Origin of the sequence: Methermicoccus shengliensis DSM 18856, from assembly GCF_000711905.1 — an archaeon.
Lineage (GTDB): Archaea > Halobacteriota > Methanosarcinia > DSM-18856 > Methermicoccaceae > Methermicoccus > Methermicoccus shengliensis.
Genome location: NZ_JONQ01000011.1, coordinates 135,428 through 161,594, shown reverse-complemented (window position 1 = coordinate 161,594; position 26,167 = coordinate 135,428). Strand labels below are relative to the sequence as shown.

Annotated in this window: 32 protein-coding genes; 20 read left to right on the top strand and 12 right to left on the bottom strand. The window is 52.6% G+C overall.

Going from position 1 to position 26,167, the window contains the following annotated elements; all coding sequences use genetic code 11:
• The first annotated feature begins 61 nt into the window (after positions 1-61).
• Complete coding sequence (locus BP07_RS04725; protein ID WP_042686331.1) at positions 62-316, top strand: antitoxin VapB family protein; 255 nt, start codon at positions 62-64, stop codon at positions 314-316.
• Positions 297-698, top strand: a complete 402-nt coding sequence (locus BP07_RS08375; protein ID WP_052353252.1) for a type II toxin-antitoxin system VapC family toxin — start codon at positions 297-299, stop codon at positions 696-698. The genes BP07_RS04725 and BP07_RS08375 overlap by 20 nt, the downstream gene beginning before the upstream one ends.
• 114 nt (positions 699-812) lie before the next feature.
• Here BP07_RS08375 and BP07_RS04715 read toward each other — a convergent pair whose 3' ends face one another.
• Genes BP07_RS04715 through BP07_RS04705 form a run of 3 tightly spaced genes read right to left on the bottom strand, consistent with a single transcriptional unit; the run spans position 813 to position 7,307 of the window.
• Complete coding sequence (locus BP07_RS04715; RefSeq protein ID WP_042686329.1) at positions 813-1,751, bottom strand: nucleoside recognition domain-containing protein; 939 nt, start codon at positions 1,749-1,751, stop codon at positions 813-815.
• Position 1,752: 1 nt separating this feature from the next.
• The gene (locus tag BP07_RS04710) at positions 1,753-5,328 is read right to left on the bottom strand and encodes a cobaltochelatase subunit CobN (RefSeq protein ID WP_042686327.1); all 3,576 of its coding nucleotides are present in this window, start codon (positions 5,326-5,328) and stop codon (positions 1,753-1,755) included.
• Complete coding sequence (locus BP07_RS04705) at positions 5,325-7,307, bottom strand: putative cobaltochelatase (protein WP_042686408.1); 1,983 nt, start codon at positions 7,305-7,307, stop codon at positions 5,325-5,327. Before BP07_RS04705 ends, BP07_RS04710 begins: the two co-directional genes overlap by 4 nt.
• A gap of 50 nt (positions 7,308-7,357) precedes the next feature.
• On the opposite strand from BP07_RS04705, the gene BP07_RS04700 reads away from it, so the two are divergent.
• The 4 genes from BP07_RS04700 to BP07_RS08370 are packed head-to-tail and all read left to right on the top strand — an operon-like array spanning position 7,358 to position 11,667.
• The gene (locus tag BP07_RS04700; protein ID WP_084174114.1) at positions 7,358-8,503 is read left to right on the top strand and encodes a radical SAM protein; all 1,146 of its coding nucleotides are present in this window, start codon (positions 7,358-7,360) and stop codon (positions 8,501-8,503) included.
• The gene (locus BP07_RS04695) at positions 8,496-9,545 is read left to right on the top strand and encodes a hypothetical protein (RefSeq protein WP_042686322.1); all 1,050 of its coding nucleotides are present in this window, start codon (positions 8,496-8,498) and stop codon (positions 9,543-9,545) included. Before BP07_RS04700 ends, BP07_RS04695 begins: the two co-directional genes overlap by 8 nt.
• Positions 9,546-9,547: 2 nt before the next feature.
• Positions 9,548-10,339, top strand: a complete 792-nt coding sequence (locus tag BP07_RS04690) for a hypothetical protein (RefSeq protein ID WP_042686317.1) — start codon at positions 9,548-9,550, stop codon at positions 10,337-10,339.
• Positions 10,340-10,350: 11 nt separating this feature from the next.
• Positions 10,351-11,667, top strand: a complete 1,317-nt coding sequence (locus BP07_RS08370) for a PD40 domain-containing protein (protein WP_052353251.1) — start codon at positions 10,351-10,353, stop codon at positions 11,665-11,667.
• Positions 11,668-11,705: 38 nt separating this feature from the next.
• On the opposite strand, the gene BP07_RS08590 is transcribed toward BP07_RS08370, so the two are convergent.
• Both BP07_RS08590 and BP07_RS04675 read right to left on the bottom strand, forming a co-directional pair.
• Positions 11,706-12,170, bottom strand: coding sequence for a PIN domain-containing protein (locus BP07_RS08590; RefSeq protein WP_084174113.1), 465 nt, complete (start codon positions 12,168-12,170; stop codon positions 11,706-11,708).
• On the bottom strand, positions 12,158-12,361 hold the full coding sequence (locus tag BP07_RS04675; RefSeq protein ID WP_042686314.1) for an antitoxin family protein: 204 nt from the start codon (positions 12,359-12,361) through the stop codon (positions 12,158-12,160). The genes BP07_RS08590 and BP07_RS04675 overlap by 13 nt, the downstream gene beginning before the upstream one ends.
• A 155-nt stretch (positions 12,362-12,516) precedes the next feature.
• Between BP07_RS04675 and BP07_RS08365 the strand changes: the two genes are divergently transcribed.
• The 7 genes from BP07_RS08365 to BP07_RS04640 are packed head-to-tail and all read left to right on the top strand — an operon-like array spanning position 12,517 to position 18,719.
• On the top strand, positions 12,517-13,530 hold the full coding sequence (locus tag BP07_RS08365; RefSeq protein WP_052353250.1) for a PGF-pre-PGF domain-containing protein: 1,014 nt from the start codon (positions 12,517-12,519) through the stop codon (positions 13,528-13,530).
• Between the two features lie 6 nt (positions 13,531-13,536).
• Positions 13,537-14,730 (top strand): ABC transporter substrate-binding protein, encoded by a 1,194-nt coding sequence (locus BP07_RS04665; RefSeq protein ID WP_042686311.1) that lies wholly within the window; start codon positions 13,537-13,539, stop codon positions 14,728-14,730.
• A 3-nt stretch (positions 14,731-14,733) separates the two neighbouring features.
• On the top strand, positions 14,734-15,018 hold the full coding sequence (locus tag BP07_RS04660; protein WP_042686308.1) for a hypothetical protein: 285 nt from the start codon (positions 14,734-14,736) through the stop codon (positions 15,016-15,018).
• Positions 14,999-15,733, top strand: coding sequence for an ABC transporter substrate-binding protein (locus tag BP07_RS04655; protein ID WP_042686304.1), 735 nt, complete (start codon positions 14,999-15,001; stop codon positions 15,731-15,733). Before BP07_RS04660 ends, BP07_RS04655 begins: the two co-directional genes overlap by 20 nt.
• 15 nt (positions 15,734-15,748) lie before the next feature.
• A complete protein-coding gene (locus tag BP07_RS04650; RefSeq protein WP_157203082.1) occupies positions 15,749-16,804 on the top strand; it encodes a radical SAM protein in 1,056 nt (351 codons plus the stop codon).
• 29 nt (positions 16,805-16,833) lie between these two features.
• Positions 16,834-17,955 (top strand): FecCD family ABC transporter permease, encoded by a 1,122-nt coding sequence (locus BP07_RS04645; protein WP_042686298.1) that lies wholly within the window; start codon positions 16,834-16,836, stop codon positions 17,953-17,955.
• Positions 17,952-18,719 (top strand): ABC transporter ATP-binding protein, encoded by a 768-nt coding sequence (locus tag BP07_RS04640; RefSeq protein WP_042686296.1) that lies wholly within the window; start codon positions 17,952-17,954, stop codon positions 18,717-18,719. The genes BP07_RS04645 and BP07_RS04640 overlap by 4 nt, the downstream gene beginning before the upstream one ends.
• A 78-nt stretch (positions 18,720-18,797) precedes the next feature.
• On the opposite strand, the gene BP07_RS04635 is transcribed toward BP07_RS04640, so the two are convergent.
• Complete coding sequence (locus BP07_RS04635; RefSeq protein ID WP_042686294.1) at positions 18,798-19,184, bottom strand: type II toxin-antitoxin system VapC family toxin; 387 nt, start codon at positions 19,182-19,184, stop codon at positions 18,798-18,800.
• Entirely contained in the window at positions 19,181-19,411 is a 231-nt protein-coding gene (locus BP07_RS04630; RefSeq protein ID WP_042686292.1) for a hypothetical protein, read from the bottom strand. The genes BP07_RS04635 and BP07_RS04630 overlap by 4 nt, the downstream gene beginning before the upstream one ends.
• Positions 19,412-19,689: 278 nt before the next feature.
• Between BP07_RS04630 and BP07_RS08775 the strand changes: the two genes are divergently transcribed.
• The 7 genes from BP07_RS08775 to BP07_RS04600 all read left to right on the top strand — a co-directional run bounded on the left by BP07_RS08775 (position 19,690) and on the right by BP07_RS04600 (position 23,413).
• Entirely contained in the window at positions 19,690-19,851 is a 162-nt protein-coding gene (locus BP07_RS08775; protein ID WP_157203081.1) for a hypothetical protein, read from the top strand.
• Complete coding sequence (locus BP07_RS04625; protein WP_042686289.1) at positions 19,848-20,069, top strand: DUF2283 domain-containing protein; 222 nt, start codon at positions 19,848-19,850, stop codon at positions 20,067-20,069. The genes BP07_RS08775 and BP07_RS04625 overlap by 4 nt, the downstream gene beginning before the upstream one ends.
• 267 nt (positions 20,070-20,336) lie before the next feature.
• A complete protein-coding gene (locus BP07_RS04620) occupies positions 20,337-20,582 on the top strand; it encodes a FeoA family protein (RefSeq protein ID WP_245597047.1) in 246 nt (81 codons plus the stop codon).
• A complete protein-coding gene (locus BP07_RS04615) occupies positions 20,579-20,866 on the top strand; it encodes a FeoA family protein (RefSeq protein ID WP_052353249.1) in 288 nt (95 codons plus the stop codon). Before BP07_RS04620 ends, BP07_RS04615 begins: the two co-directional genes overlap by 4 nt.
• Entirely contained in the window at positions 20,863-22,662 is a 1,800-nt protein-coding gene (gene feoB / locus BP07_RS04610) for a ferrous iron transport protein B (protein WP_042686284.1), read from the top strand. Before BP07_RS04615 ends, feoB begins: the two co-directional genes overlap by 4 nt.
• 9 nt (positions 22,663-22,671) lie before the next feature.
• The gene (locus BP07_RS04605) at positions 22,672-23,076 is read left to right on the top strand and encodes a hypothetical protein (protein ID WP_042686281.1); all 405 of its coding nucleotides are present in this window, start codon (positions 22,672-22,674) and stop codon (positions 23,074-23,076) included.
• Positions 23,077-23,125: 49 nt separating this feature from the next.
• Positions 23,126-23,413, top strand: a complete 288-nt coding sequence (locus BP07_RS04600; RefSeq protein ID WP_042686396.1) for a DUF134 domain-containing protein — start codon at positions 23,126-23,128, stop codon at positions 23,411-23,413.
• A 1-nt stretch (position 23,414) separates the two neighbouring features.
• Here the strand turns inward: BP07_RS04600 and BP07_RS04595 are convergent, their stop codons facing one another.
• The 5 genes from BP07_RS04595 to BP07_RS04575 are packed head-to-tail and all read right to left on the bottom strand — an operon-like array spanning position 23,415 to position 26,163.
• A complete protein-coding gene (locus tag BP07_RS04595) occupies positions 23,415-23,765 on the bottom strand; it encodes a NifB/NifX family molybdenum-iron cluster-binding protein (protein WP_042686278.1) in 351 nt (116 codons plus the stop codon).
• 4 nt (positions 23,766-23,769) lie between these two features.
• On the bottom strand, positions 23,770-24,621 hold the full coding sequence (locus BP07_RS04590; protein ID WP_042686275.1) for an ATP-binding protein: 852 nt from the start codon (positions 24,619-24,621) through the stop codon (positions 23,770-23,772).
• Positions 24,618-25,481 (bottom strand): nucleotide-binding protein, encoded by an 864-nt coding sequence (locus BP07_RS04585; RefSeq protein ID WP_042686273.1) that lies wholly within the window; start codon positions 25,479-25,481, stop codon positions 24,618-24,620. Before BP07_RS04585 ends, BP07_RS04590 begins: the two co-directional genes overlap by 4 nt.
• A 19-nt stretch (positions 25,482-25,500) precedes the next feature.
• On the bottom strand, positions 25,501-25,821 hold the full coding sequence (locus BP07_RS09010; RefSeq protein ID WP_157203080.1) for a DUF5320 domain-containing protein: 321 nt from the start codon (positions 25,819-25,821) through the stop codon (positions 25,501-25,503).
• Between the two features lie 6 nt (positions 25,822-25,827).
• Complete coding sequence (locus BP07_RS04575) at positions 25,828-26,163, bottom strand: NifB/NifX family molybdenum-iron cluster-binding protein (protein ID WP_157203079.1); 336 nt, start codon at positions 26,161-26,163, stop codon at positions 25,828-25,830.
• Positions 26,164-26,167: the final 4 nt, after the last annotated feature.

Here is a 26,167-nt window from a genome sequence, read left to right as displayed (position 1 = left end):
AAGGGTTAATCTAATGCACACACCAAAACCCTAAAATACATACACACACAGATACGCCCCCATGGCAACAAAGACCATCAGCCTCTCAGAGGATGCCTACGAGATTCTGAAGGCTAAAAAGAGAGAGGGTGAAAGCTTTTCAGACGTCATCAGGCGAGAGCTGGGCGGAAAGAGGAGCACCAAGGCAAGGGAGGTTATAGACTTAGTGCTGAGCTATCCCTTGGAAGTTAGAGAGAGCCTTGCAGAGAGTGTGGAGGAGGGAAGAAGGCTCAGAGAAAACGCAAGACCGAGGACTGATGGCAATGGCGTGCTTTGATACCACCTTCCTCATCGACCTCTCAAGGTTGAAAAAGCAGCATTCTGACTTTTTTGATACGTTGATGGATGAGCACACACTAAAGACCAGTGCCATCTCTGTGGCTGAACTCCTGTGGGGTGCATACAACAAGGGTAGCGCTGAAGAGATTGAGTTTACAAAGAGCCTCCTAAGCAAGTTTGAGATTCTCCCCTTTGATGCCAGAGCAGCGGACATCTATGCCAGCATCTCCACGTCTCTAAGGCAGAAGGGCATCTCACTCAAGGCTTTTGATGAGCTGATTGCTGCCACAGCCATACGCTTCAATGAGCCGCTCATCACCCGTGATAGGGAATTTAAGAGGGTGCCAGGGCTTGAGGTGATAGAGTATGAGCTAAAATGAGCTGTTGATTCTGTTCTGTTAATCTTCTCAAAAATGAGAAAGGATAAATAGCTCTGACACCCATTAACCCTCATGTGCTGGGGGACGAGATAGTTTGAAAGGACTGCGAACAGCCTACAGCAGCACAAGCACCAGCAGTATGCACACCACCTTCGCACCCATGCTGCACGCATAGTTCACTGCAGTGAGCTTCAGCCCAAGCCTTCCAAAAAGAGATACGTTGAATGGCATTGAGTATCGGATGTTGATCATCGTGATTACCACCATGCTCCCGAAAAGAAGCGTCAGGATTGCCTGCCTGTCCGTGATGACACCGCCCGAGAGCAGCGAGGCAACAACGCCGTAGCCAGCAGAAAAGTGCAGGAACTGGGCGACCACTGCCGCCACACACTCTCCTGGAAGCTGCAGTGCCGACATCACCGGAGAGAACAGAATCCCCACCCGGTCCATGGCGCCAACCACATCGAGCGCTCTCACGAGCACGAGGGTGATGATGAGGATGGGAAGCACAGACCTCAGCACGGGGAGTGACCTCCTGATTCCCAGGGCCACCACCTTATGGGGGTCGGAGACGGGCTCTGATAAAGGGAGTGGGCAATCAAAAGCTATACCATGTGTGGCTTTCTGGGTGAGGCACACCCTCGCATAAAACAGTGCTCCGAGGCTCTGAAGGAGGGCGGCAAACAGGTTGAGCGCGATGTATATTGCCCCAACGGGGCCCAGCAGAACGATGGCAACTGGTGCCTGCACACGAAGGAAGGACTCACCAGCCACCACGGGAAAGGTGCTCATCACCACACTGCATATCACCTGCCCGTCTGTGAGCCTGCCATTCCTGTACAGGGCAGAGAGTGCGGACTTTCCAGCCGTCGAGCTGATGGTCGTGGTGATGATGGCGAGCACCGCCTCCGCGGGCAGCCGAGACGCCCTGCACAGTGGGGCGGTGATGAACGTAAGACGGGAGAGCACGTTGGTCGCCAGGAGTACGTTGGCGAGCACGACCCCGGCCACCACGAGCAGAATCGTCCTTACAAGAAACAGCACATAGTCCATGCTACTTCCACGCTATGTCTCTCACCTTCTCCTTCCATGCGCCCACGTCGTCCCTGGTGAGGATGGTGATGTTCCCTCCCTGATAGTCTCCCCCGGGCCCCAGCCTTTCTTCCATTATGCCCTCCATGGATAGGTAAAGCTCTCTCAACCGCTCCAGCGTGTCCTCATCTGCACTCCACAGTCCCCTCTCTGCGGCCTCTATCAGCCTTCTCTCCATCTCCTCGAGGGCGAAGGGGTTGGTCTGTTCGAACCACTCCCTCATGGGCTCGGATGCCACGAACGTTTTGAATATCTCGTCGTACACCCACTTCTCCACGATGCCAGCGGTGGCGCTCCATCCATACACGTGCGTTATTCGCTTGGAGATGTCCTGTGCTCCCTTGTATCCATGCCTCTTCATCGACTCTATCCACGCGGGGTTGAGCAGCCTCGTCCTGACCACCCGCTCAAGCTCCTCCTTCATGGTGCGAACCCTTGGCTGATTGGGGTCTCTCGTGTCCCCGAACATGGGAACTGCGCTCTTGCCAGATACCCGCTTGGCTGCGGCAGTGAAGCCTCCGGCGTACGAGAAGTTGCAGCAGCAGTCGAGGATGTCGAACTCGTCGGACTCCTTCTTGAGATATGTGACGTCCACGCTCTTCAGCAGAGATGCGAGCTGTGCGTGGCTCGGCTTGCCCTGTGCCTCTTTCCCGTAGGCGTATCCGCTCCAGTCTATGAACACCTCCCCAAGCTCCTCCTCCTTTCTCCATGCGGAGGAGTACACTGCATAGTTCACCCCAGCGCCGTATGCACCAGCCTTGGTGCCAAACACCCTGCAGGAGGCGTCCTCCATCGGGCACCCCTCCTCCACGAGGGAGAGGGTGTGCTTTCTCACGTAGTTCCTCTCCGGGTCCTCATCGAGCATTGCCACCCTGCGAGCGGCCTCGTCCAGCAGCTCCACGATGTGCCTGCACGAGTCCCTCAGGATGCCACTGATTCTCACGGTGCAGTCCACTCTCGGTCTTTTTAGCTCTTCGAGGGGTATCACCTCGATGCCCTTCACCTTTCCGTTTGCATCCCACACCGGCATGCACCCCATCGTGTAGAGGATCTGGCACACCTCCTCACCGTCTGCCCTGTACACGTCCGTGCTCCAGAGCACGAACCCCACGTTCTCCGGATACCTTCCGTGCTCCTCCATATAGCGCTGTATGAGCCTCTCTGCGAGCGATTTTCCCACGAGCCATGCGGCCCTCGTGGGAACCCTCGTCACGTCCACCCCGTAGAGGTTTCTCCCGGTCGGAAGCACATCAAAGCACCCCCTCGTGAGCGAGCCCGCAAGACCGGGCTCTATGTACCTTCCAGAGAGCCCATCCAGAATGCCGCTCACCTCCCTCTCGGTGCTCTCCTCGATACGGAGGCCAAGGAAGCTGGCGAACTCGAGCACGCCCTTTACATCCGAGCCCTCTGCTATTCTCTCTGCTGGCTCTCCACCGAGAACCCTCTCAATGGCATCGAGCGCCCTCGATTCTGCGTCTCCTGCATCGCCGCCTCCGCCTGCAACGCACCGGTGGATGGAGGGGACGGAGGTATCGTATCTCAGCATCGAGCATATCATGTGTGCCATCTGCTCTCCTGTGAGGGGTTCACCAATCACGTGCAACCCCTCCCTCACCTGTGTCTCCTCCATGAGGGTGAGCACATCGTGGAGGTGCTCTATCAGCCCCTCCTCTCTGTACAGCCCGAGCCGCTTTGCGATCTCCACTATCTGATGGTGGAGCGTGTGTGCCCTTGCCCCCTCCCGCAGCTCCGTCGCCCTCTTATATTCCGTGAGAAGCTGCTCGAGCTTTTCGTAGTCGTCGTACAGCTCACATTTTGCGAGGACGGGGGGGAGGTGGTCGATGGTGGTGGAGTATCCCCTTCTCTTTGCGATTGTGCCCTCCATGGGGTTTATCGCCGTGTATATGTAGAGGTTGGGAAGGGTGCCGATTGCGATCTGTGGATAGCACTCAGGGGAGAGCCCAACGCCCTTGCCCGGCAGAAACTCGAGAGAGCCGTGTGTTCCGACGTGAATCACGGCATCTGCTCCAAATTCCCTCTCCAGCCACCGATAAAATGCGAGGTACTGGTGTGGTGGAGGGCACGATGGGTCGTGCAGTATCTTGCACACACTTCCGTCGCACCTCGCCCCCATACAGCCCCTCTTTGGCTGAACGCACACCACCACATTGCCAAACCTCAACCCGGGAATCACGATTTTGTCATCGTGCAGGCACAGCCCCTCCCTCCTCACGGGGTCGCCCCACACATCGAGCATCTCCTGCTGCACCTTGTGGGGCAGTTCCTTGAACCATCTCTCGTACGTCCTCATGTCCAGAAGCGCAACTGCTCCCCCACCCCTCACGATTTCCGAGGCAGTTGTCCATCTGAACTCCGACACTGCCCTCCTCTGCATTATCATCTGGGCGAGAGCCTCTCCGTTCTCTGGTACACCCTCCACACAGTATCCCTCTCGCTTCATCCTGTGGAGAACGTTGACCACGCTCTGAAAGCTGTCGAGACCGGCGGCAGCACCCACAGTTGCCTCCGCCCCCTTGCAGGGCGCGTTGTGGAGAACGATTGCGATTTTCTTCTCTGAATTGGGCTTTCTTGCGAGCTCGACCCATTTCTCGCACCGTGCTGCCAGGTATTCCACTTGCTCTCGAACTGGTGTGTGTTTATTGTACACTCCACCCGTGGCGCTGCTCTGTGGGCGCACGCCCGCAATGAATACTGGCTCGATGGTTCCACTCACCTCTGGAAGGGCGACCGACACCGTGATACTCATCGGCTCGATGCCATCTCCCTTTCTCCACTCCTCTTCGGTGAGGGCATACGACCTTATGGCCTGAAGCACGGGAAACTGGGTGGAGGGCTTGCTGTCAAAGAGGAAGTAGGACTGGCAGTTGATGAGCACGTCCACATCAGCGAAGTATTGTTCGATGATGCTTGTGGAGGAGGCATCCATCATGCTGGCCCCTATGAAGCCGTAGGAGTAGACGGCAACCACTCCCAGGCCCCTTCTCTCCAGCGCCTCTATAAGGGCATCGTACACCTCGGTGTCGCCGTCGAGGTATGCACTTCGATAGAACAGAACGCCCACCTTACCTTTCTCACCCGTGGAGCGATGATATACGCCGTCCCATGGCATTTCCGTTGGGGGTGGCACCTCTATATCGAGCGCCCCCACGTGGGAGACGATGAATAGCAGCAGGTTCTTGATGTTCTCGTAGCCACCGTACAGGTAGTATTCCCTTGCCCTTTCCACGAACCCTCTCTCCACGTTGGAGAGGTCTGCCTCCTGGTCAATGGAGAACACGGGCACCTTTAGCCCTCTGACGAGGGACTCGATCAGCTCATAGTTTTTGTGTCTTGGCGAGACGTACAGGAACACGGCATCTGCGTTCTTGAGGTGGTGGGCAACATCGTCCGGCTGGGTGTCGGGGAGATAGCTCGCCCACACGGTGAGGTCGATACCGTTCGACCTGATCTCCTCCAGCGCCCTTTCAACGACACTGATGACCGTTCCGTTGTAGCCCACGAGAAACGCGACCTTCATCTCTCGAGCCCCCACGTGTCCACGTACTTAGAGACGATTTCGTACAGGGCATCTGCAGAGAGGTCATCCAGCCGGTAGTACTGCCCTCCCGAGTGCTCGGCTATGTCCATGCAGTATCCGAGCCCAAAGGAGCCGCACTCGGTATCTATCACGAGCGTGTGGATCCCCGTCTCGCAGAGGTGCTCAGCGAGGGCGGCTATCTCCTCCCTTGTGTTTCCACCCATGGACACGTTTGCCCTCCCGTCCGAGATCAGCACGAGCAGGGGAACTGCATCCCTGTCTTTGCGCCGGACAGCCTCGAGTACCCTCACGCCGGTCTCGAGTCCAGATGCGAGAGGAGTCTTTCCACCCGTCGGAAGCTCCTTCAGGCAGCTCAGCGCGAGCTCTACGCTGGACGTCATGGGGAGCAGCACCTCTGCCCCATTTCCTCTGAATGCCACCATAGCTACCCTGTCCCTTCTGACGTACGCGTCCGTGAGCATGGAGAGCACCGCTCCTTTCACGCTCTCCATTCTCCTCATCGCACCCATGGAACCAGAAGCGTCCACCACAAAGCAACACGCCACGGACGTGTTCTTCCTCCTTATCTTCCGTCTGATGTCCTCCTCTTTTATCACGATGGCAAGGCTGGAGCCGTGCCTCGACCTCTGATGAACCGCCGCTTCCCGGATGGTGGCGTCGAGGGCAACGTCCCTCCACCCCTTCGAGACCTCGTAGCCCGCGTACCTTCCTCTCTTCTCTGAGAGGGTCTGCGTGCTTCTTCCCGCCCTCTCCCTGCGCACTCCATCCCTCTTCCTCTCTATGTGCACGCGTTTCGTCTGCGCCCTCTCTCCCACGTCGAACACCACCTCGCCCGTGCCCTCACCTCCTGCGGTGCCATCCCTCTGCTCTGGGGAGTGGTCGGAAGGGGGATGCTCCTCCTGGTGCTCCTCTCTTTGGTGCTCTCCTTCACTCATCTTTGAGAGCGCATCCTCTATCTTCTCCTCTCCGAGGCTGGGGGGCTCGAATGGCTTCCTCCGCATCCTGTGGGGCAGTGCGAGGGACATTGCCTCCTTTACGTCCTCATACTCCACCTCGCGCCTCCCATCGAGGGCTGCAATTGCCTTTGCACACCTCATCACGGTTATCTCAGCCCGGTGGGAGACTATGCCGAGCTCCACACATACACTGGCCACCAGTCCCACGAGCTCGTCCGAGATCGTGACCCCTGGGAGAAGCTGGCGACCCCTCACGATTTTTTCTCTGATTTCCTCCTGCTTTCCCCTGAATTTTCTCGAGAACGTTTCTGGGTCGTTCTCGAACTCTTCCACCACCCGCACAATCTCTGCCCTCGTGTTTACATCGTCAATGCCCGATACCTCCACCTGCAGCCCAAACCTGTCCAGAAGCTGTGGTCTGAGCTCCCCCTCTTCCGGGTTCATCGTTCCAACGAGAATAAAGCGGGAGGGATGGGAGACCGAGATGCCCTCGCGCTCCACGATGTTCACCCCCATGGCTGCCGCATCCAGCAGCACATCTGCCACGTGGTCGTCCAGGAGGTTCACTTCATCCACGTAGAGTATGTTTCTGTTCGCCTCCGCGAGAATTCCGGGTTCGAGAGCCCTGATGCCCTCTTTAATTGCTCGTTCGATGTTCAGCGTGCCCACCACTCTGTCCTCAGTGGCACCGAGCGGAAGACTCACGACCCTCATCCTCCTCCGAACGCTCTCCAGCACCTCCCCCCTCTCCACCTTCGAGTGACACACATCACACATGAGCGAGGGATCGTGCGGGTCGCACCCAAAGGGACAGCCCTTCACGACCTCTATCTCTGGCAGGAGCTCGGCGAGGGCTCGCACAGCCGTCGACTTTGCAGTCCCCTTTTCCCCTCTTATGAGCACCCCACCGATCGAGGGGTTTACAGCGTTCAGCACCAGCGCCCGCTTCATCCTTTCCTGCCCTACGATTGCCGTGAAGGGCAGGATATTTCTTGGAGGCATGGGAGGGAATGCGAAGCCTGCGGTTATAAATGTTATCATCTCAATATTAAATAGCACTTGTTGCTACGAATACCAAAAACTTTATTACAAGTGAAAGAGAAACTTGCAGAGAGGGCGGTATAATACCAGAGAACTTCCTTGACCTACATATTGTAGATTTCTGCCAATTGAATTGTGGACATTGCTATCTGAAGAAGGGAGACAGTGTTATGCCCCTTGACATGATAAAAAATATATGTATCGATTTTCTCAAAACAAGATTGCCTTTGCATAGGACTGAAATAGTTCTTAGTGGGGGAGACCCATTACTACATCCAAACTTTGCAGAAATCTGTGAACTTGTGAGGAAGTTAAATGGCAATATTAGATTAAGCACCAACGGAATTTTGATTCCAAAGTATATTCATGTTTTCAGAAAACAGGATGGTGTTCAGGTCAGTGTTGATGGAAACGAAGAAGTCCACGATTATATTCGTGGAGAAGGAAGCTATCAAAAAACAGTCAAAGCTTTGCATTTGCTGGATGAAAATGGAATAAATCACAGCATTGGATTCACTTTAAATAGACTAAATTTAGAATGCATTGACCACATTATAGATTTGTGCATTGAGACTGGATGTCGAATGCTTAACCTGAATTTATACCAGCCAATACGCAATAGTCTTAAGCTTGAACCTGTCACCTTCAAAAAATGGCTGAAAGTTAGGGAATATGCAATAAAAAAGGCTGAAAAAGAAGGAATATACATTCCAAAGCTTTGTATAGAGAGAGGTTGTATTGCCGGAGTTTTGGGATTATCTGTATTACCAAGTCAGACGATTAAATTTGAAATACAGAAGGAACTACTGAATATGGAAAATAATTGGGATGCATATTGGATAATCCATACTTGGATGCCTACTATCAATAGCCCCCCTTCACCAGAGGGAATGACAGGGACTGAGAGGGAGGAATATGGTATAGAAGAAATTCCAGCAAATAAGATAAAAGAGCGTGCTGCTGAACTCGGTCTATCACCTGCAAGGGTTAAAGAACTACTGGAATTAGGAGAACCACTATACGTTGCCAATGGAGGTGTAATAATCAAGAAACATCCTATTAGAGTATTCAGAACAGATCTTGCATCCTTTAAAGATGTGAGTCCTGGAATCCGGCGAGCCCTTCGTGAGATAAATAAGAGGGTAAGAAATGAATAGCAAATTTCTAACTCTCATACTTGCTATATTTTTCGTTTCAGTAGTTGTTTGCTTCGTCGAAGAAAAAGAACTGGGACATCCACAGGAAAACACGGTTGAGATCGAGAGCCCAGAAAATCAGTTAAAACACTTGAAAAACATCCAAATGGAAGCTGATATGGTGATTGTGGGGGATGAGAAGGTACGAGAATTGGTTAATGGAAAAGAGCATTTAAAGATGCTTGAGATAATCTACAATGATAGCTATGTAGAGGACTTTTACCGGGTAGGATTTCAGTATACAGAGGTGGAAGGATGCGAAGGATATAAAATTTTGGGGGGCAAAATTTACAAATTCAGTGTAGACTTGAGCAATAAAACGGTGCTGTCGGTTGAAGAAGTGGAAAATCAAACCCTGAAAATTAGGGATGAAAGATTTGGAGAGGGTGCAACCGTACATTCCTTAGTGTCAATGAATACTCCCTCTGGCACCTGGCATTCTCTATCAAATCTGTGGATGTACGACTTTAGTATTGAGGGAAAAGGGGATATAAGAGCCGAATCAGGTTCATCCATAAAGCAAGAGTGTCTTAAGCACAGTATAGTGGTTAGAGAAGTTTACAATAAAGATAACTTCGGGTTTATGATCTTTCTCGGCCCTGAAAGCAGGAAGGTGTGGTGTAATGCCGAGCAACCGCGCTTCGAGTGTAGGAATGGTAGAGAGTCAATAGAGTGTGAGATCGTATATCAGGAAAAAAGAGTGTGGGATAGAGTCAAACCAAGTAACCTACCATCGCGCGTTGGCTTTTCTTACCCTTGGTTAGTATATGTGAAGCCGAACCAAACCATCGCATTTGATTTGACCGTGAAACTTTACGGTGTTGAAAATGGAAACACGCATGAAGTAACCCACGACTGGCGTGTCATTCTCACTTCTCCTCCATCTCCCTCCCAAATGTCATCGGCTGAGATGAAGGAGTATGGCATAGAGAAAACATACAATTGTAATTACTATGCTCATAACCCAATTATAATCGTTAAAAAAGGTGGTGAGGTGATCTAACCATGGGCTGGGGAGACTGGGGAGACTGGAGTGATGTGCCACAGACTGAACATAGCGCCACAGGGAAGGTGGAATTTGTTTATCACCCATCCGCTCCTGAATTCAGCAGGTTAGAAGTAATATCTTTAGATCCGGATAACCTTACCATCAAGACCATCGACGACGAAACCTGGAACATCATCGGGAAATTCAAAATCGACCTCACAAGGGGGCATCCCACGGAGAGTGAAGAAATAACCTTCAAAATATGGTTTATAGCAGGAAATAGTACCTCTCAAACAGAACCTGAATCTGCAAGCATCCTGGAAGCAAGAATATCAAATGTGAATCCCTCAATCAGTGGTCTGCTTGAAATAAGCGAGAGAAAAATCATATATCCATATACGCTGCGCGATCTTCTTTTCCAGTATGATCCAGAATATACTCTAATGAGGACGGGGATTTGGCCACTCTCGAGCGGAACCGTATTCAGGCTCAGGATACCCATATGGTGGTATAAATGCTACCCTGTTACAGAGATAGAATTCGTATTACACTTTGAGGCGACTGTTACGTACAGTTATTCACAGACCAATGCTTTTTCCAGGGTTTGGGCATACTCGACGGGGGAGGAAATCGTTCAATTAGCCCTGCTTCTCCAGCACCAGTCGAATCTCCTGTACGACATGGTCACGGCAAGCAACTGGTGGGACATTGTTGGCGTGGTTCTTGACTTGAAGGATGTTGTGGGGGACGCTGTGGAGAGTGGGTCAGGGTATGGCGATGTGTACTTGCAGAGAGAGCCTGTAGGATAGAGGGGGGTAAGATGAGGCAAAAAGTGCTTGTATTGGCCATAGCTTTCTTGATTATGTCGATACCTCTGATAGGGATGGCTTCTGGTACGACTGAGAATATCACCCAGCTCACACACCAGGGGGTCAATTACTATCCTGCATGGAGTCCAGACGGAAAAAGGATTGCTTTCGTATCCTCATCTTCTGATCGCGACAGTATTTGGGTGATGGATGATGACGGCAGTAACAAAAGCCGACTTTTTACCGCTAATAAAGGAGAGATGATCAGCGACATATGTTGGAGCCCGGATGGTGGAAAGATCGCTTTTACACGTTGGTCCGATGGTAATACAGATGTATGGGTGATAAACAGCGATGGTAGTAACGCTGTTCGACTAACCAATACTCCTGCAATGGAGTTCTTTTCTTCCTGGAGCCCGGATGGAAGAAGGATTGTTTTCAGGTCGTATCTACGACGTGATCACACCACAACGATATGGGTGATTAATAGTGATGGGGGCAATAAGCTTCAACTTGCTACCAGCCCCGGGCATGTAAGAGGGGTAGCATGGAGTCCTTCCGGAGACAGAATCGCTTTTGTTTCTGAATGCTCCGGAAATAAAGACATCTGGGTAATGAACCCTGATGGAAGCAATAAAACTAGGCTGACCACATATGAAGGGGATGATATAAATCCTCGCTGGCAGCCTGGTGGAGATAAAATAGCCTTTCTTTCGAATCGTTCTGGTAACTTTGATGTGTGGATAATGAACTCAGACGGGTCTGGAAAGACGCAGTTAACGTCTACTGAGGGAAATGAGCGGGACATCTCATGGTCCCCGGATGGTAGAAAGATGGCGTTTGTAGCGGCAAGCGCTCTTAACATCTCGGATGTTTCAACCTACATCAACTTTTCATCCTCACTCTGCGTGATGAACGTCGATGGAAGCGGTAAGAGAGGACTGTGTTCTGGTAAAGGTTTTTGGAGCTTTTCTCCAGAGTGGTCTCCCGATGGAAGAAAAATAGCTTTCCATTCCCTTCTCAAAGGAGAGAATTCCCATATCTGGATGGTGAACAGTGATGGAACAGAACAATTAGAGATTACTGATGGTAAAGCAAGCGATATAACTCCACGCTGGTCCCCGGATGGGAGAGAAATAGTCTTCGTCTCGGATAGGTCTGGCAACCTTGATATTTGGGTGATAACCCTTGAGGAGGGTGTAGCTACCACACCAACTCCAGCATCCATTCTAGGTGCAGCAGGAGAGGTTCCAGGATTTGATGGGATAATTGCAGTTTTGGTATTGCTTATTATGTGTGCTGTGAGGTTGAAGATGAAGAGGTGTTGAACTATTATTGGTTACGGGTCGAAATATAAAAAGATACTTCACGCTTGCTTGCTGGATTGCTTTGAATTATTATTGACGATCTCTAAATCCACCCTCCTGAAGTCATCGTCAAAGGTTGCCACTTTGGTTATGCCGTGGTGCCTGCAGGTGGCTGCGATGAGGGCATCGTTTGGCAATAAGTGATATTCTCTGACGATTCGTAGAAGTTCCTTTAAATCATTTGGAGTGAGAATAATCTCAATTCCGTATTCACTTAAAAATGATTCCAAGCTGTTAAGAAAACTATCTGCTTCCTTACTAATGCCTTCTTTTGAGATTATTTCCCTTAATTTGAAGCCTCTTACTCCGTAAATCAAAGATAGCCCAACATAAATTATCTCTTCAACAACATTAATTGCTAAAACAGGATCCTCTGTTCTTTCAAGCAATAGTTTTGCCTCTTCTGTCTTTTCCGATTGTATTAAAAAAGAGATCACAACGTTTGCATCTATCAATACTGCCATGCTTCATCTTCCAATTCCAATATCTCTCTCAATTTCACACTTCTATTGAGCTTTATAGATCCTGCATATTTCTCCAAAATTCCTCTTCTATCCTCTATCTTTATCTTTATCCTCTCTCCTTCCCTCAGCTCCACCGGCTCCAATGGTTTGAACACTCCATCCTCATACACCACCTCGATCGTCTTTGGCATCTTAGGCACCTTCCTGTTGATGTGGGTTTCGAGATATAAAAAGGTACTTCAATGTATTTCTTGTCGTATTTTATTCTGTAGAAATAGCACTTGTTGCTACGAATACCAAAAACTTTATTACATACAATCACAATGACTACCGTTCGTGATGGAAGATGAGACGGCTCATGCTGATACTGATTGCGCTCCTTGTGATGCTACCATCCATGGCATCGGCAGCGGACGTTGTAAGGGACACTCCTGCAGTGGTTTCTCCTGGTGCCGAGTTCAACGTTACGTTGACGATTTCAGGCATACAGGTCGGAGGTGTGGTGGAGACACTGCCTGCTGGCTTTACCTTTGTGAGCACTGATTATCCATGGTACAACATCTCTGGGCAAAAGGTGGCATTTGCCATAGTCAACAGCACGAGGATAGTGTACACTGTGAAGGCGCCATCTGGCGGCAGTGGGGCATTCACGGGCCTCTATGAAGACTTGCTGGACGAGTCCAATGGAAGCATAGCATCCACAACGGTTACTGTTAAAACCTCTTCTTCTGGCTCTGAAGCTGTGGAGAGCTCGGTCGTGCCCACCATCTCTGTGCCAGTGCCCAGCATTGGAGCAGGGGAAAGGAAGAGCATAAGCCTGCCCTCAGAGGCACGAGGCGATCACGTATGCTTCACCTCGCTCGACATAGCTGCTAGGGACGAGGTGCATCCAGAGGTGATGAAGGTAGAGGTATACGACGTGGCTCCTGCTGGAGTGGAAGCTCCGCGATACCAGAAGGTGCTCGGTTATCTCCGCATCACCACGGGCTTGGAGGATGCGGTTGAAAGCGTTCACATTCACTTCAAGGTGAAGACCTCCTCCATTCAGCATCCGGAGAACGTTGTTCTGCTGAGGTGGGATGGGGCGTGGACACCACTCGATACATCGTATGTGGGGGAGGAGAATGGATACTATGTGTTTGAGGCCAAATCTCCCGGTCTTTCGCTCTACGCGGTGGCGGAGACCGCGGGTAGTTCGGTAGAGTCTTCCAGAACCTCCACGGAATCCGTTTCCTCCAATGCGACGGCCACTACATCCGGGGAGACCGCCGGAGCTGGAGCGGAAAAGACGCCTGGCTTTGGTGCCCTTCTTGCGGTGCTCTGCATAACGGGTATAGCCCTGAGCCATCGGAGGAGGTGAGGCAGGATGAGGAGCGTTCTCTTCGTGCTCGTTCTCGTGCTCTGTCTGTCCATGCCAGCATATGCGCTCGAAATCCCTGGAGACCTCAACCACGATAAGGTGGTATCACAGGATGAGCTCGTGAGCGACATTCTGGCGTATCTCAGTGCCGCATACCTTGGAGGCGACGTGCAGCACCTCAACCTCACGCAGCTCAGAGAGGCGGCTCACATCCACATGTACTATCCGAGAACGATCGTGGACTCTGCCAACAGGACGGTGACCATATACAGGCCGATAAAGAGAGCGGTCGTGTTCAACAGCGAGACCGTGGAGACCTTGCGCTCGCTCCACGCAGATGACAGGATAGTGGGTGTGGGCAAGTACACAATTCAGAACACGCTGCTCTTTTCGGAGTTCACACACCTTCCAAACGTTGGCTCCGTGTGGTCTCCAAACTATGAGCAGGTGCTGGCGTGCCACCCAGATACGGTGTTTCTCTATGGCACCATCTCGGTTTCAAAGTGCGATGCGATACAGAACAAGCTGATCGAGCTCGACCCGGACATCACGGTGATTCGCATGGACTGCTACATGCCGGGAAGCTACGTGGATGAGGTAAGAAAGCTGGGATACCTCCTCGAAAAGGAGGACGAGGCGAGCAGGCTCATCGAATTCTATCAGGCCGCTCTAAACCCAATATATGAAGGGGTGAGGGACATTCCCGAGGAGAACAGGACAAAAGTGTACATCGAGTGCTGGCGAAGCTACCATACGGCTGGGAACGGCAGTGGATGGGACGAGAAGGTCGAGCTTGCGGGCGGCAACAACATATTCCACGATCTCTCTGACTATCCGGATGTGGATGCAGAGTCCGTGGCACTTCGGGATCCACAGGTGATAATCAGAATCGCAAAGACTGAGGGAGGTTATGATGCACACGACTCGAGCGAGCTTCGAGCCCTGAGGGACGAGATATTGAGGCGTCCCGAATTGGGGAACGTTAGTGCCGTGAAGAACGGAAAGATTTACGTGATAAGCAACGACATCTTCGGGGGCGTGAGGCACTTTATAGGCATGCAGTACGTTGCGAAGTGGCTGTATCCCGACCGCTTTGGTGATTTAGACCCGCAGGCTGTGCATCGCCAGTATCTAACAGAGTTTCAGGGACTGAACGCCACTCTGGCTGACAACGGCGTGTTTGTGAGTCCGGAGGTGTGAGGAATGAAGAAACTATTCTGTATACTGGTAGTACTCCTTGCATGCCCATTGGCAGTTATGCCAGCTGCAGCACAGCAATGTGGAATACCAGCAGATGCCAATTCTGATGGTAATCTAACACAGGAAGAGCTTGCAAGTGCAATCGTTTCGTATATGCTTGGTGGTGGAGACCTCAAGCTGGAAGACTTAAGGGATGCTGCATTTATCTATGCATACTGGACGCCAGAGACAGCAGGCAATTTTACTTTAACGGTCTTCGGCAATGCAAATGGAGATACTCGAGCTTAATCCGGATGTCGTGATTGCACTTGCCTCTCCAGCGCCCATTGAGCCAGTTGAAAAATTGGGGGAGGTCGGCATCACAGCAGTTTGTGTAGACACTATCGATTTCGATAAACGCGCTAATGTCATAATGCTATTGGGATACGTGCTTGGAGAGAAGGAGAGGGCTCGAGAGTACGTTGAATGGAGAGAGGAGAAGCTGGGCATTATCAGAGAGCGTTTAAAGGACGTGGCTGAAGAGGACAAGCCTAAAACACTCTTTAAAGACACGGGCTTTAGAGGCGTTTTTGGCAAAGACTACGTAATGAGCAAGACCTTGGAGATGGCAGGTATGAAGAATATCTGCCCTGGAAGAAGGATGGAGTTTGATCCAGAGTGGGTCATCGCAAATAACCCAGATATTATTCTTTTAGGGGATTGGGAAAGCGAATACGTGGGCTACAAAATAAATAACTCTGCCAGGGCATCCGAAGATGTAAAAGAGGAAACAGAGGTGCCAGGGTTTGAGAATATTACAGCGGTGAAAAATGGGGATGTGTATGAGGTAGATTACATGTTGCTCGGCACGAGAGGTGACATTGGAGTATTCTACCTCGCCAAGGTAGCCTATCCTGAGAAGTTTAAGGATATTGACCCGGTGGAGATACATAGAGAGTATTTCGAAAATTGGCTTCGCGTGGATTATCAGGGGATTTTCCTTTATCCGCATACTTGGAAGTAAACAAGGGTGATTGGTGTGAGAGAAAAGATGGACTTTGAGGGGATATTGAGGAGAGCAAAAAAGGAAGAGATAACAAGAGAGGAGGCTTTGTACCTCTTCCAAAAGACCCAGTCATGGGACAGGGCTCTACAGCTATTTGAAACAGCCAGTAAAGTCAGAGACGAGGAGGCTGGAGGGGTATGCAAGCTGATGGGCTTTATATGCTGTATTACGCACTGTACCGTAGACCCTGTATGTAAGTACTGCTTCAGATGGGCTTCAGAAAAGTCCTTCGCGCCTGAAGCAGTTTTGAACTCCGAAGAGCTGGCCAGTGCAGTATCTGCGATAGAGGAAAGAGGTATCAAGCGGGTTGAGCTTGGTGGAGGGACTCTCCAGGGAGAGGAGGGAAGAGCTACAACCCTCAGTGCTGTTGAGGTTGCAAGAAAGGCGAGCAACTTGGAGCTTTGGATAAACAATGGCCCATCATTCAGAGAGGACGATGTTTTCAAGTTTAAGGAATTAGGTGTTAAAGGAATCGCCTGCAACTTTGAAACGATCAATGAAAATGTATTCAGAGACCTCAGACCGGGTGACAGCTTCGAACATCGGAAAAAGATTGTAGAAGCAACGGAAAAGGCCGAACTTGGAATTGATAACACCCTGATGATAGGCTTAGGCGAGCAATGGGATCAGAACCATCCATATTCGGATTGGGTGGATTTCCTGTTTTACTTTAAGCGGTTTAATAACTTTGAAATCTTAGAAGCCCATCCATTTCGACCCATAAAAGGATCTCCTACGCAGGATTATCCCCCGGGCTCTTCTTTTGAGGCGGCAAAAGCCAAGGCGATAGGGAGACTGATTTTCAGGGATATTGATATTGCTGGTGCCGACGATACGATTGGGTTAATGGCAGGTGCCAATCTGATAATGCACTGCTTACCAGTCGTCAGAAAAACGAGGATGAGTATGCGGCCTGGTGGAGGAGAATATGTTAAAATGGAAGAAATCAGCGATACACTGGTATTGGTTGATAATTTACCGATTGTCACCAGGACACCTGTAGAACTTGGGTTGGAAATAGAATTATAGTGGCCATTTTGAAAAGGGTGTCAAACTAAATGCCATCAGAAACCATAACTAAAAAAATAGAATTGAAAGACCAACATACAAAGTTCATGGGGAGGAAAATATTGTTCATATTTTTCCTCCTCATCTTGGTGCTCATCATCGCTGGCATATCCGCAACGCTCGGCTCTTACCCCATATCGGTCTCTGAGGTCTATTCAATAATCTTCCGTGGTATTCCTAAGATTCTTCAAAATGCTGACTTTATCATCTCTCATGGCATTAATGAATTTTTCCGTACGTATTTTACAACTCAGGAGGTCGTCGTCTGGAACTTGAGGCTACCTCGCATCCTGATGGGTATCGTCGCTGGTGCTGGGCTCGCCGTGGCGGGAACGGTGATGCAGGGAATACTCAGAAATCCACTCGCAAGCCCCTATACCCTCGGTATAGCATCAGCCGCAGCATTTGGTGCATCTCTGGCGATAGTGCTTGGCGCAGGCTTTGTTGGGGAGAGGTATATAATAATAACGAACGCCTTCGTGTTCGCCTTATTTGCTTCATTCCTCGTCTATGGCCTGGCAAGATATAAGGAAGCAACACCTGAGACGATGATACTCGCTGGAATCGCCATGATGTATCTCTTCTCTGCGATGACGTCGCTGCTGCAGTACCTCGGCAGTGCAGAGGAGGTACAGGAGGTGGTGTTCTGGATGTTCGGAAACTTGGAGGGGAGGGCATCTTGGGCGAATGTAATTATCATTTCTCTCGTGCTGGTAGCTTGTGTTCCTTACCTTCTCTGGAAGTCGTGGGACCTCAATGCGATGGGTGCTGGTGATGAGAGTGCAAAGAGCCTGGGGGTGGAGGTCGAGCGAGTGCGCATCATCTGCATGCTCGTGGCATCGCTGATAACTGCGACCATCATATGCTTCACCGGCACGATCGGCTTCATAGGGCTGGTGTGCCCCCATATGACGAGAATGGTCATAGGTGGAGATCATCGTTTTCTCCTTCCTGCTTCTGGCGTCTTAGGAGCAGCTGTTCTCCTTGGAGCAGACGCGGTGGCAAGGACTGTGGCGGCTCCCCAGATCGTTCCCGTTGGCATCATGACGTCCTTTCTTGGCGTTCCCCTGTTTGTGTACCTTCTGCTGCGAAAGGGGAGGAGATACTGGTGAGGCTCAAGGTGCGGGGCATTACGTTCGGCTATACGAGCACGCCGACCCTCGATGATATAGCGATGGAGGTGGACACCTCGGAGATACTGAGCATCGTGGGTCCCAATGGTGCGGGCAAGACCACACTGCTGAGGTGCATAGACCGGATTGTGAGCCCACAGAGGGGGTGCATACTGCTGGATGGAAGGGACGTGAGGAAGATGGATAGAAGAGAGGTCGCAAGACAGCTCGCATATGTGCCCCAGACCGCACCCCACGCATTTCCACACACGGTGTTCGATAGTGTGCTCCTGGGAAGAAGGCCACACGTGCAGTGGCACACCACCGATGAGGACATCGAGAAGGTGATAGAGGTGATACAGAGGCTCAACATCGAGCACCTCGCGCTGCGGGAGTTCAACGAGCTCTCTGGGGGGGAGAGGCAGAAGGTGATGATTGCGAGGGCTCTCGTGCAGGAGCCAGAAGTCCTTCTGCTCGACGAGCCCAACTCAAACCTCGACATCAGACACCAGCTCGAGCTTATGGAGATTATCCGTAAGCTCGCCAACGAGGAGGGCATGGCGGTGGTGGTTGCGATTCACGACCTGAACCTTGCAGCGAGGTACTCTGACAGGATAGTAATCATGAAAGGGGGCAGAATCGTCGGTGCTGGAAGCCCCCGAGAGGTGCTCACAGAGGAGAAAATAAGGGAGGTGTATGGGGTCGAGGCGAGGGTGCTCGATGTGGATGGCAATCCCCACGTGATTGTGTGCGGGGTGGCGTGAGGGCTACCTATGCCCATTTTCTACTTCACCACCCTCACCCACTCATGCTGTTCTATCATCCATCTATCATCCATAGCTCTATAGCTCTTTGCTTTTCAAAACCCTGATATACTTTTCCGCAGTCCTGTAAAGCTTATCATCATCTGTAACAAAAGTCAAATTGTTTTTAACGGCGAGATGGAGATAAGAAGCGTCGTAGAACGTTAAACCCTCATCCACAGCTATTTTCAGAACCTCTCTGGGATCGCCCACCTCAAGCTTTTTCAGATTTTCGAGAATTTCGTACAGTACATCCAGAGCTATTATGCCCTCTTCTATGCTGATTTTTCTTCTTTGATAAGCCTGCTTCCAGATTGCATTTCCAATTTCGTAAATTGCCAGGGTGGAGGTGTAGCCTTCGAGCTTTTCCACCTCTCCTCTGCTGCAGAGGTTTATTATGGCTGAAGCGTCAAAGAGCATGGTCATCTCTCCTCTCTGCTCTCCCTTACAGCCTCAATCCACCCCTCCTCGCCGACTTTCTTCAGTATCTCTTCAGCCTCTTTAAGCCTTGATTTGAGAATTTCCATTTTCTTTTTCCGAATGCTCTCCTCTATGGCTTTTCTTATGACTTCCGAAGGTTTAATTCCGAGTCTATCCATCTCATCTTTCAGCTCTCTTTTGATTCTTGCTGAGACAGTAACGTAGTCTGCCATGATTTTGTATTACATAGATGAACTAATAAAGTTTATTACAAAATTTTATTACATTAAATCGACCTTCGAGCTGCCTGAGCCAGAGGTTAAATTTATGAGAGACTTTCAGAAGTTTATAAAAAAGAGTGGCTTTCTGTGAAGTTGGGGCTAAAGATTTTAAAAATAAAATAAGAGAGATTTGAGGGAAAGGTGAATCAAATGGAAATCGAGTTTACAAACCACGCAAAAGATAGGTTTCTAATCTTAGGCATAATTTCAAAATAGACAGAGAAACTGTGGTGAAAGCTGTTAAAGAACCAGATAAGATTGATGCTGGTAGAAAAGGTCGATTGATTGCCCAAAGGGCAATAGATGAGGAGCATTTATTAAGGGTCATATACGAAAAAGATAACAGGATAGTAATAAGTTACATTCTATCCGGCGAGGAGTGGCAGATATGAAGATAAAATATGACAGAGAAGTGGATATACTCATGATAGAACTTTCAGATGAAAAGATTGATTACGCTGAGGAGGCTGGACCTATGATAACCCATTTTACAAAGGATAATAAGCCAGTATTGATAGAAATTCTTGATGCAAGTGATTTTCTTGCTGAGCTGACAAAAATATCAAAAAATATCTATGAAAACTACAGGCAAAGAGGCAGTAGATGTTAAAGCGTAGATAGGGTGTTTAATATCTTTTCTGAAATGATAAGTTCTAGTCTCAATCGCTCTTACCCACTCATGCTGCTTTATCTTCTCGATCTACTCCCAGAACCCCCATCTTAAATAGGAAGTCCTCTTCAGAGATTCTATTCAAGCCTTTTTAAGAACGATGCGGTCTCGTATCTCCCATGCTCTCATGTGCACCACCCAAAGCACAAGCTTTATATACTAAGTTAGGTATCCCTAAGAAATATTTAGGTATGCCTAATTCAAGTGATGCACATGGAAATTACTCTGGATGAGCTGAGTGCTGGACAGTCGGGCAGGATAACGAGGCTCGAGGGAGAGCCCGAGCTGAGGATGAGGCTGATGGACATGGGGCTCGTTAGGGGAACCGAGGTGCGCGTGGTCAGGGTCGCCCCCCTTGGAGACCCAGTGGAATTTGAGCTGAGGGGCTATCGGCTCACCCTCAGGGGAGAGGATGCGAGGTGCGTATGGATAGACGTAGGTGAGAGGCTATGAGGTCAGAGAGGGGAAGAAGGCGCATGGGGAGGCGCAGAGGGCACTGTCGAGGTGCCATTGCGCTGTGCGATGGACGGGCTGGAAGCGAGTGCGTGGTCGTGGATATAGAGGGCGATGAGGCCATCCGAAGAAGGCTCTATGAGATGGGCTTTACTCCCTCCTCGGTTGTGAGGGTTATCGCCTCCCTTGGAGAGGGGTCGGTGCTCGTGGAGGTCAGGGGCTCGAGGGTGGGGCTGAGCGGCTCGATAGCCACCAGCGTGCGTGTTAGGAGCGTGGCAGAATGAGGCCAAGGGTGGCGCTCATCGGCAACCCAAATGTGGGCAAGACCGTGGTGTTCAACGCCCTCACTGGTGCGAGGCAGAGGGTGGGCAACTGGCCGGGTGTGACCGTGGAGAGAAAGGAGGGTCGCTCTTTCGTGGACGGCAAAGAGCTCGATGTCATCGACCTTCCGGGCGTGTACACCATGATCACCCGCTCCATCGACGAGCGAATAGCCCGGGAGTTCATTCTGGAGGGAAATCCAGATGTGGTGGTGGACATCGTGGACGCCTCGAACCTCGAGCGCAACCTGTACCTCACCCTCCAGCTGCTCGAGGTGGGTGCGAACGTGGTCGTGGCGCTCAACAAGATGGATGTGGCGAGGGCGAGGGGGCTTGAGATAGATTCCGATGCGCTCTCGAGGATGCTGGGCGTTCCCGTAGTGGAGATGGTCGCCACGAGGGGCGAGGGCATCGAGCGGCTAAAGAGGGCGGTGCTCGAGCTGGCTCGGGATAAATACGGACAAGAGGCACACAAAGCCGAGCTTGTGCTCGGTGGCGATGATGTGTACGAGCTTGCCCACAGGCGGTACGAGCTGATAGGCGAGATACTGAGCCAGTGCGTTCGCCAGAGGGACAAGGGGAAGTGGAGCACCACCGAGATGCTCGACCGCGTGCTTCTGCACAGGTATCTCGGCATCCCCATCTTCCTCGTGCTGATGTGGGGGATGTTTCAGTTCGCCTTTGGCGTGGCGACCCCGTTCATGGACGCCATCGACCTGTTCTTCACGTCCCTCGGCAGTGTGCTCGCTGCGCACATCGCGAACGAGCACCTTCGCTCCCTGCTCGTGGACGGCATCATCGGTGGTCTGGGGTTCATACTGGTGTTCGTGCCCAACATCTTTCTGCTGTTCTTTGCCATCTCGCTGATGGAGGACAGCGGATACATAGCCCGTGCTGCGTTCGTGATGGACAGGGCGATGAGGAGGCTCGGGCTGCACGGCAAGTCCTTTATTCCGATGCTCATGGGGTTTGGATGCAACGTGCCCGCCATCATGGCGACGAGAACAATCGAGTCCGACAGGGACAGGATAATCACGATACTGGTGTTGCCGCTCATGTCGTGCAGTGCTCGGCTTCCAGTGTACGTGCTGCTGGCTGGCGCATTCTTTGCGCACATGGCGGGGACGGTGATATTCTCGCTCTACATCCTCGGCATCGTGCTCGCGGTGCTCATGGCACTGGTGTTCAGAAAGGTGCTCTTTCGGGGAGAGCCATCTCCCTTCATACTCGAGCTTCCGTCATACCAGACGCCCACGCTCAGAAGTGCGGTGCTGAAGATGTGGGAGAGGGGGAAGCTGTTCATCACGAAGGCAGGGACTGTGCTGCTCCTTGGGGCGCTCGTGATGTGGTTTGCCTCTACCCATCCATGGGGCTGTTCAATCGAGGAGTCGTATGCCGCCATGGTGGGCCACGCCCTCGCATTCGTGTTCGCCCCACTGGGCTTTGACTGGAGGGGCGGGGTCGCCCTGCTCATGGGCATACTGGCAAAGGAGGTCGTGGTCGGCACGTTTGCGGTGCTGTACGGCGTGGACGAGGGCACGCTCGCCCAGACGCTGAGCACCGCGATGACGCCCCTCACCGCATACGCCTTCATGGTGTTCACCCTCATCTACCTGCCATGCATCGCCACGGTCGGTGTGATAAAGCGCGAGCTCGGCTCGTGGAGGTGGGCACTCTTTGCCACCCTCTGGCCCATGGGGCTCGCCTATCTCTCGGCGCTCGTGGTGGTTGGGGCAGGTCATCTTCTGGGGTTTGAGTGAGGTGAGAGGATGGGTGGAAGGATGATGGCTCTGTATGCGGGTTTGCTGGGGCTGATATATGTGGCGGTTGGTGTGCTCGAGATTGTGGGCGGGCTCGCCGTGGGATGGATTCCACACGATACGTTTGGGGGGCTGGTGATGCTCGTCGTGGGAAGTGTGTACCTCTGTGGCGTGCGCGAGCTCGCACTGGGGAAAGAGGAGGGCATATCCTTCGTGCTGGTGGGGGTGATGCTCTCGTGGGTGTTCGGTGTCCTGTATCTGCTGATGATGGGTGCGAGCCTTCTGGATGCGCTCGTGGTGGGGGAGAGAGCGCTGCTGGATGTGAGACCCGAGGTAATCCTCCCCCTGCTCACACTTCCAGCGATACACCACCTCAGGGGGCTCTGGAGGGGATGGGAAACACGCTCACCATGAGCCTCTTCATGGGCTCGCCCTTATATAGTGGCTCGACCAACGTGTGCTCATGCGAAGAAGGGGCAGGCCCAGATGTCCGAGAAGGATTGGAATGCACCCCCACACGACGCTGTTCAAGCCCGCTGGCACACCCTCGTACACGCTCGAGTTCGTGGAGCTCTCGCTGGACGAGCTCGAGACTCTGAGACTCGTTGACCTGCTGGGGATGGAGCAGGAGGAGGCAGCACGTCAGATGGGCATCACGCGAAAGAGCCTGTGGATTGACCTCAAGCGGGCGAGAAAAAAGGTGGCAGAGGCCCTCACTCAGGGCAAGGGCATCCGCATTCAATGCGAGTAGCTCACTCGTGATGACAGTGGTGTCCGTGCTCGCATGCATTGCCGCCCGTGCTCAGCCGTCCCTCGAGGAATGCATCGAGCACGTCCTCCACCCTGCCCGATACCCCCACGATGGGCTCTATCCCGAGCGATGTGAACAGCGATATCGCCTTGGGGCCCATGCCCCCTGATATCACCACGTCCACCCCCTGCTCCTTGAGCCAGCGGGGGAGAAAGTTCGGTCTGTGCTCTGGGCTCTCTACCCGCCACATCCTCACCACTCCACTCTCGTCCACATCGACGAGCGTGTACGTGGCGCAGTGCCCAAAGTGTGGGGACACGTATGCTCCATCGGTTGCTATGCCTATTCTCATATCATCACCTCTCTCTCAAAGTTCTCTCAAAGTATCTCCAGATGTCCTTTGCCTGCTCGATGAGGTGTCTTTGTATGGCATCCACACAGTGCCCACGGGCATATGCCTCGAACAGGCTCTTCTCGTATGGCACCCTGCCCACCACGTCTATGCCCCTCTCCACGCAGAACGCCTCTATCTTGCTCTCTATCGCATCGTTGAGACCACACTTGTTGATGCACACCGCCCCCTTTACGTGAAGCTGGTCTGCGAGCGCGAGCACCCTCTTCATGTCGGAGAGCGCGGAGAGCGTGGGCTCGCACACCACGAGGGCGAGCTGCACCCCAGTGAGCGTGGATATCGTGGGGCACGACGAGCCGGGGGGACCATCGATGAGCACCGTGCCGCCATCCGCCATCTCGAGTGCCCTCTTCCTCACGGTGGCGACCAGCCTGCCAGAGGCACTCTCGCCCGGCTTCAGCATGGCATACACCAGCCCTCCCCAGCGTGTGCTGGATAGCACCACCGTTCCAGACATCCGCCTTTCGAGATGAATGGCATCGCTGGGGCACACGAGAGCACACATGCCGCACCCCTCGCACTTTATGGGGTCGATGGAGAGGGCATCGGTAATCGCCCCAAACCTGCATGCATCGGCGCACATGCCACACCGCGTGCATGTATCTTCAATCACCGCCACATCGAGCCCATAGAAGGGCTCCTCGTCCACTGGCTGTGCATCGAGCATCATGTGAAGGTTTGGAGCCTCCACGTCGCAGTCTGCCATCACCACATCTTTTGCACACAGGGCGAGGGCGGTGGTGAGCATCGTCTTTCCCGTTCCCCCCTTGCCGCTTATCACTGCGAGCTGTCTCATGCGCTCACCTCCCGTTCAATGCGAGAGAGCAGGGACTCAAACCGCTCCCTCCAGCGCGGGATGTGTGCGAGCGGAATGCCAGCAGAGCACAGCCTCGCAATCCCGTCGTCGTATGGAATCTCCATGAGCACGGGGACGCTGGCACACAGCCTCTCTGGCGCATCGTGGTCGATGCACTTGTTGATGCACTTGTTGATGCACTTGTTGAGCACCACCCCAGAGGGCACGTCGAGCAGCGATACCAGCTCGAGCGAGAGGGCGAGGTCGTGAATGCCCCCTTTCGTGGGCTCTGCCACGAGCACACAGAAGTCCACGTCCTCGAGGGCGTGCACCACGGGACACGAGGTGCCCGGAGGGCAGTCCAGCACTGCCAGCTCTGGGCTCGCATCATCGAGCATGAGCTTCATCCTCTCGATTACGGGCACCGCCCTTGGCTCGCCCACATCGAGCCTTCCAGAGAGCACCGTGAGCCCTGCTCGTGGGCTCGTGCGGGATATTGTGCCCACATTCCTCTTTTCGAGGCGAACCGCTCCCGTGGGGCACGCAATCTGGCACGCACCGCACGATATGCACAGCTCTGGAAAGGTGAGCACCCTGTGGGAGAGCACCGCTATTGCCCCGAACATGCACGCATCTGCGCACATGCCACACCGCGTGCACGCCTCATCGCTGACCCGTGGAACCTCCACGCTCACGCGCTCAGTCACCTCATCCTCGCATTTGCATGGGTAGAAGAGGTGGGCATTCGGGGCGTCCACATCACAGTCCACCAGCCACACCTCTTCTGCCACCTCTGCGAGGCTCACGGCGACCATCGTCTTGCCAGTGCCTCCCTTGCCACTGGCAACTGCTATCTTCATTGCTCACGCCTGTAGGGCTTTAGCGCCATCCTCTTCTCCACGCCATTCCGAGACCTCCGAGCCACCGGCACCGGCGACCGAGGCCACGTCCCCATCCAAGGCCCATGGGGAGTGGCCACGTGTACGTCCCTTCTTCTTTCATGCGGGACACTTCCTCCCGCATTGCCTTTATCCGTTCTTTATACTCTTCTGGAGCCTCCTCTTCCATTTTCTCGAGTCGCTTCTCGACCACTTCGAGCCTCTTTTTCGGGTCCACGCCCGTGAGACACAGGCCCAGCCCCCTTCCAGTCATGGGGCCAAGACCAAGCGGTCCAGTTCTGTCCAGTCCCGGCATATCCATCACCTCCTATTCGACTTCATCGAGCCCGCCAGAGAGCAGGGCATGAACGGCATCCCTTGCACTCCCTCGTGCCCTGTACACCCGTATGCCTGCGGCACGCAGCACCTTCAGGGCGTTTGGTCCCACCTCACCGCTGATGAGCGCCTGTGCCCCAGCGTCGGCAAGTGCCTTTGCAGCCCTCACGCCCGCCGACCTCTCATCGATGTGGGGATTTTCCCACACCTCCTCCTCATTCGCATCGGTGTCCACCAGCCCCATGTAGCGTGCCCTTCCGAACCTGTGGTCAACCTGCGCGTCCATGCTGGGTGCACACAGGGTGATTGCTATCCTCAACGCCACCACCCAT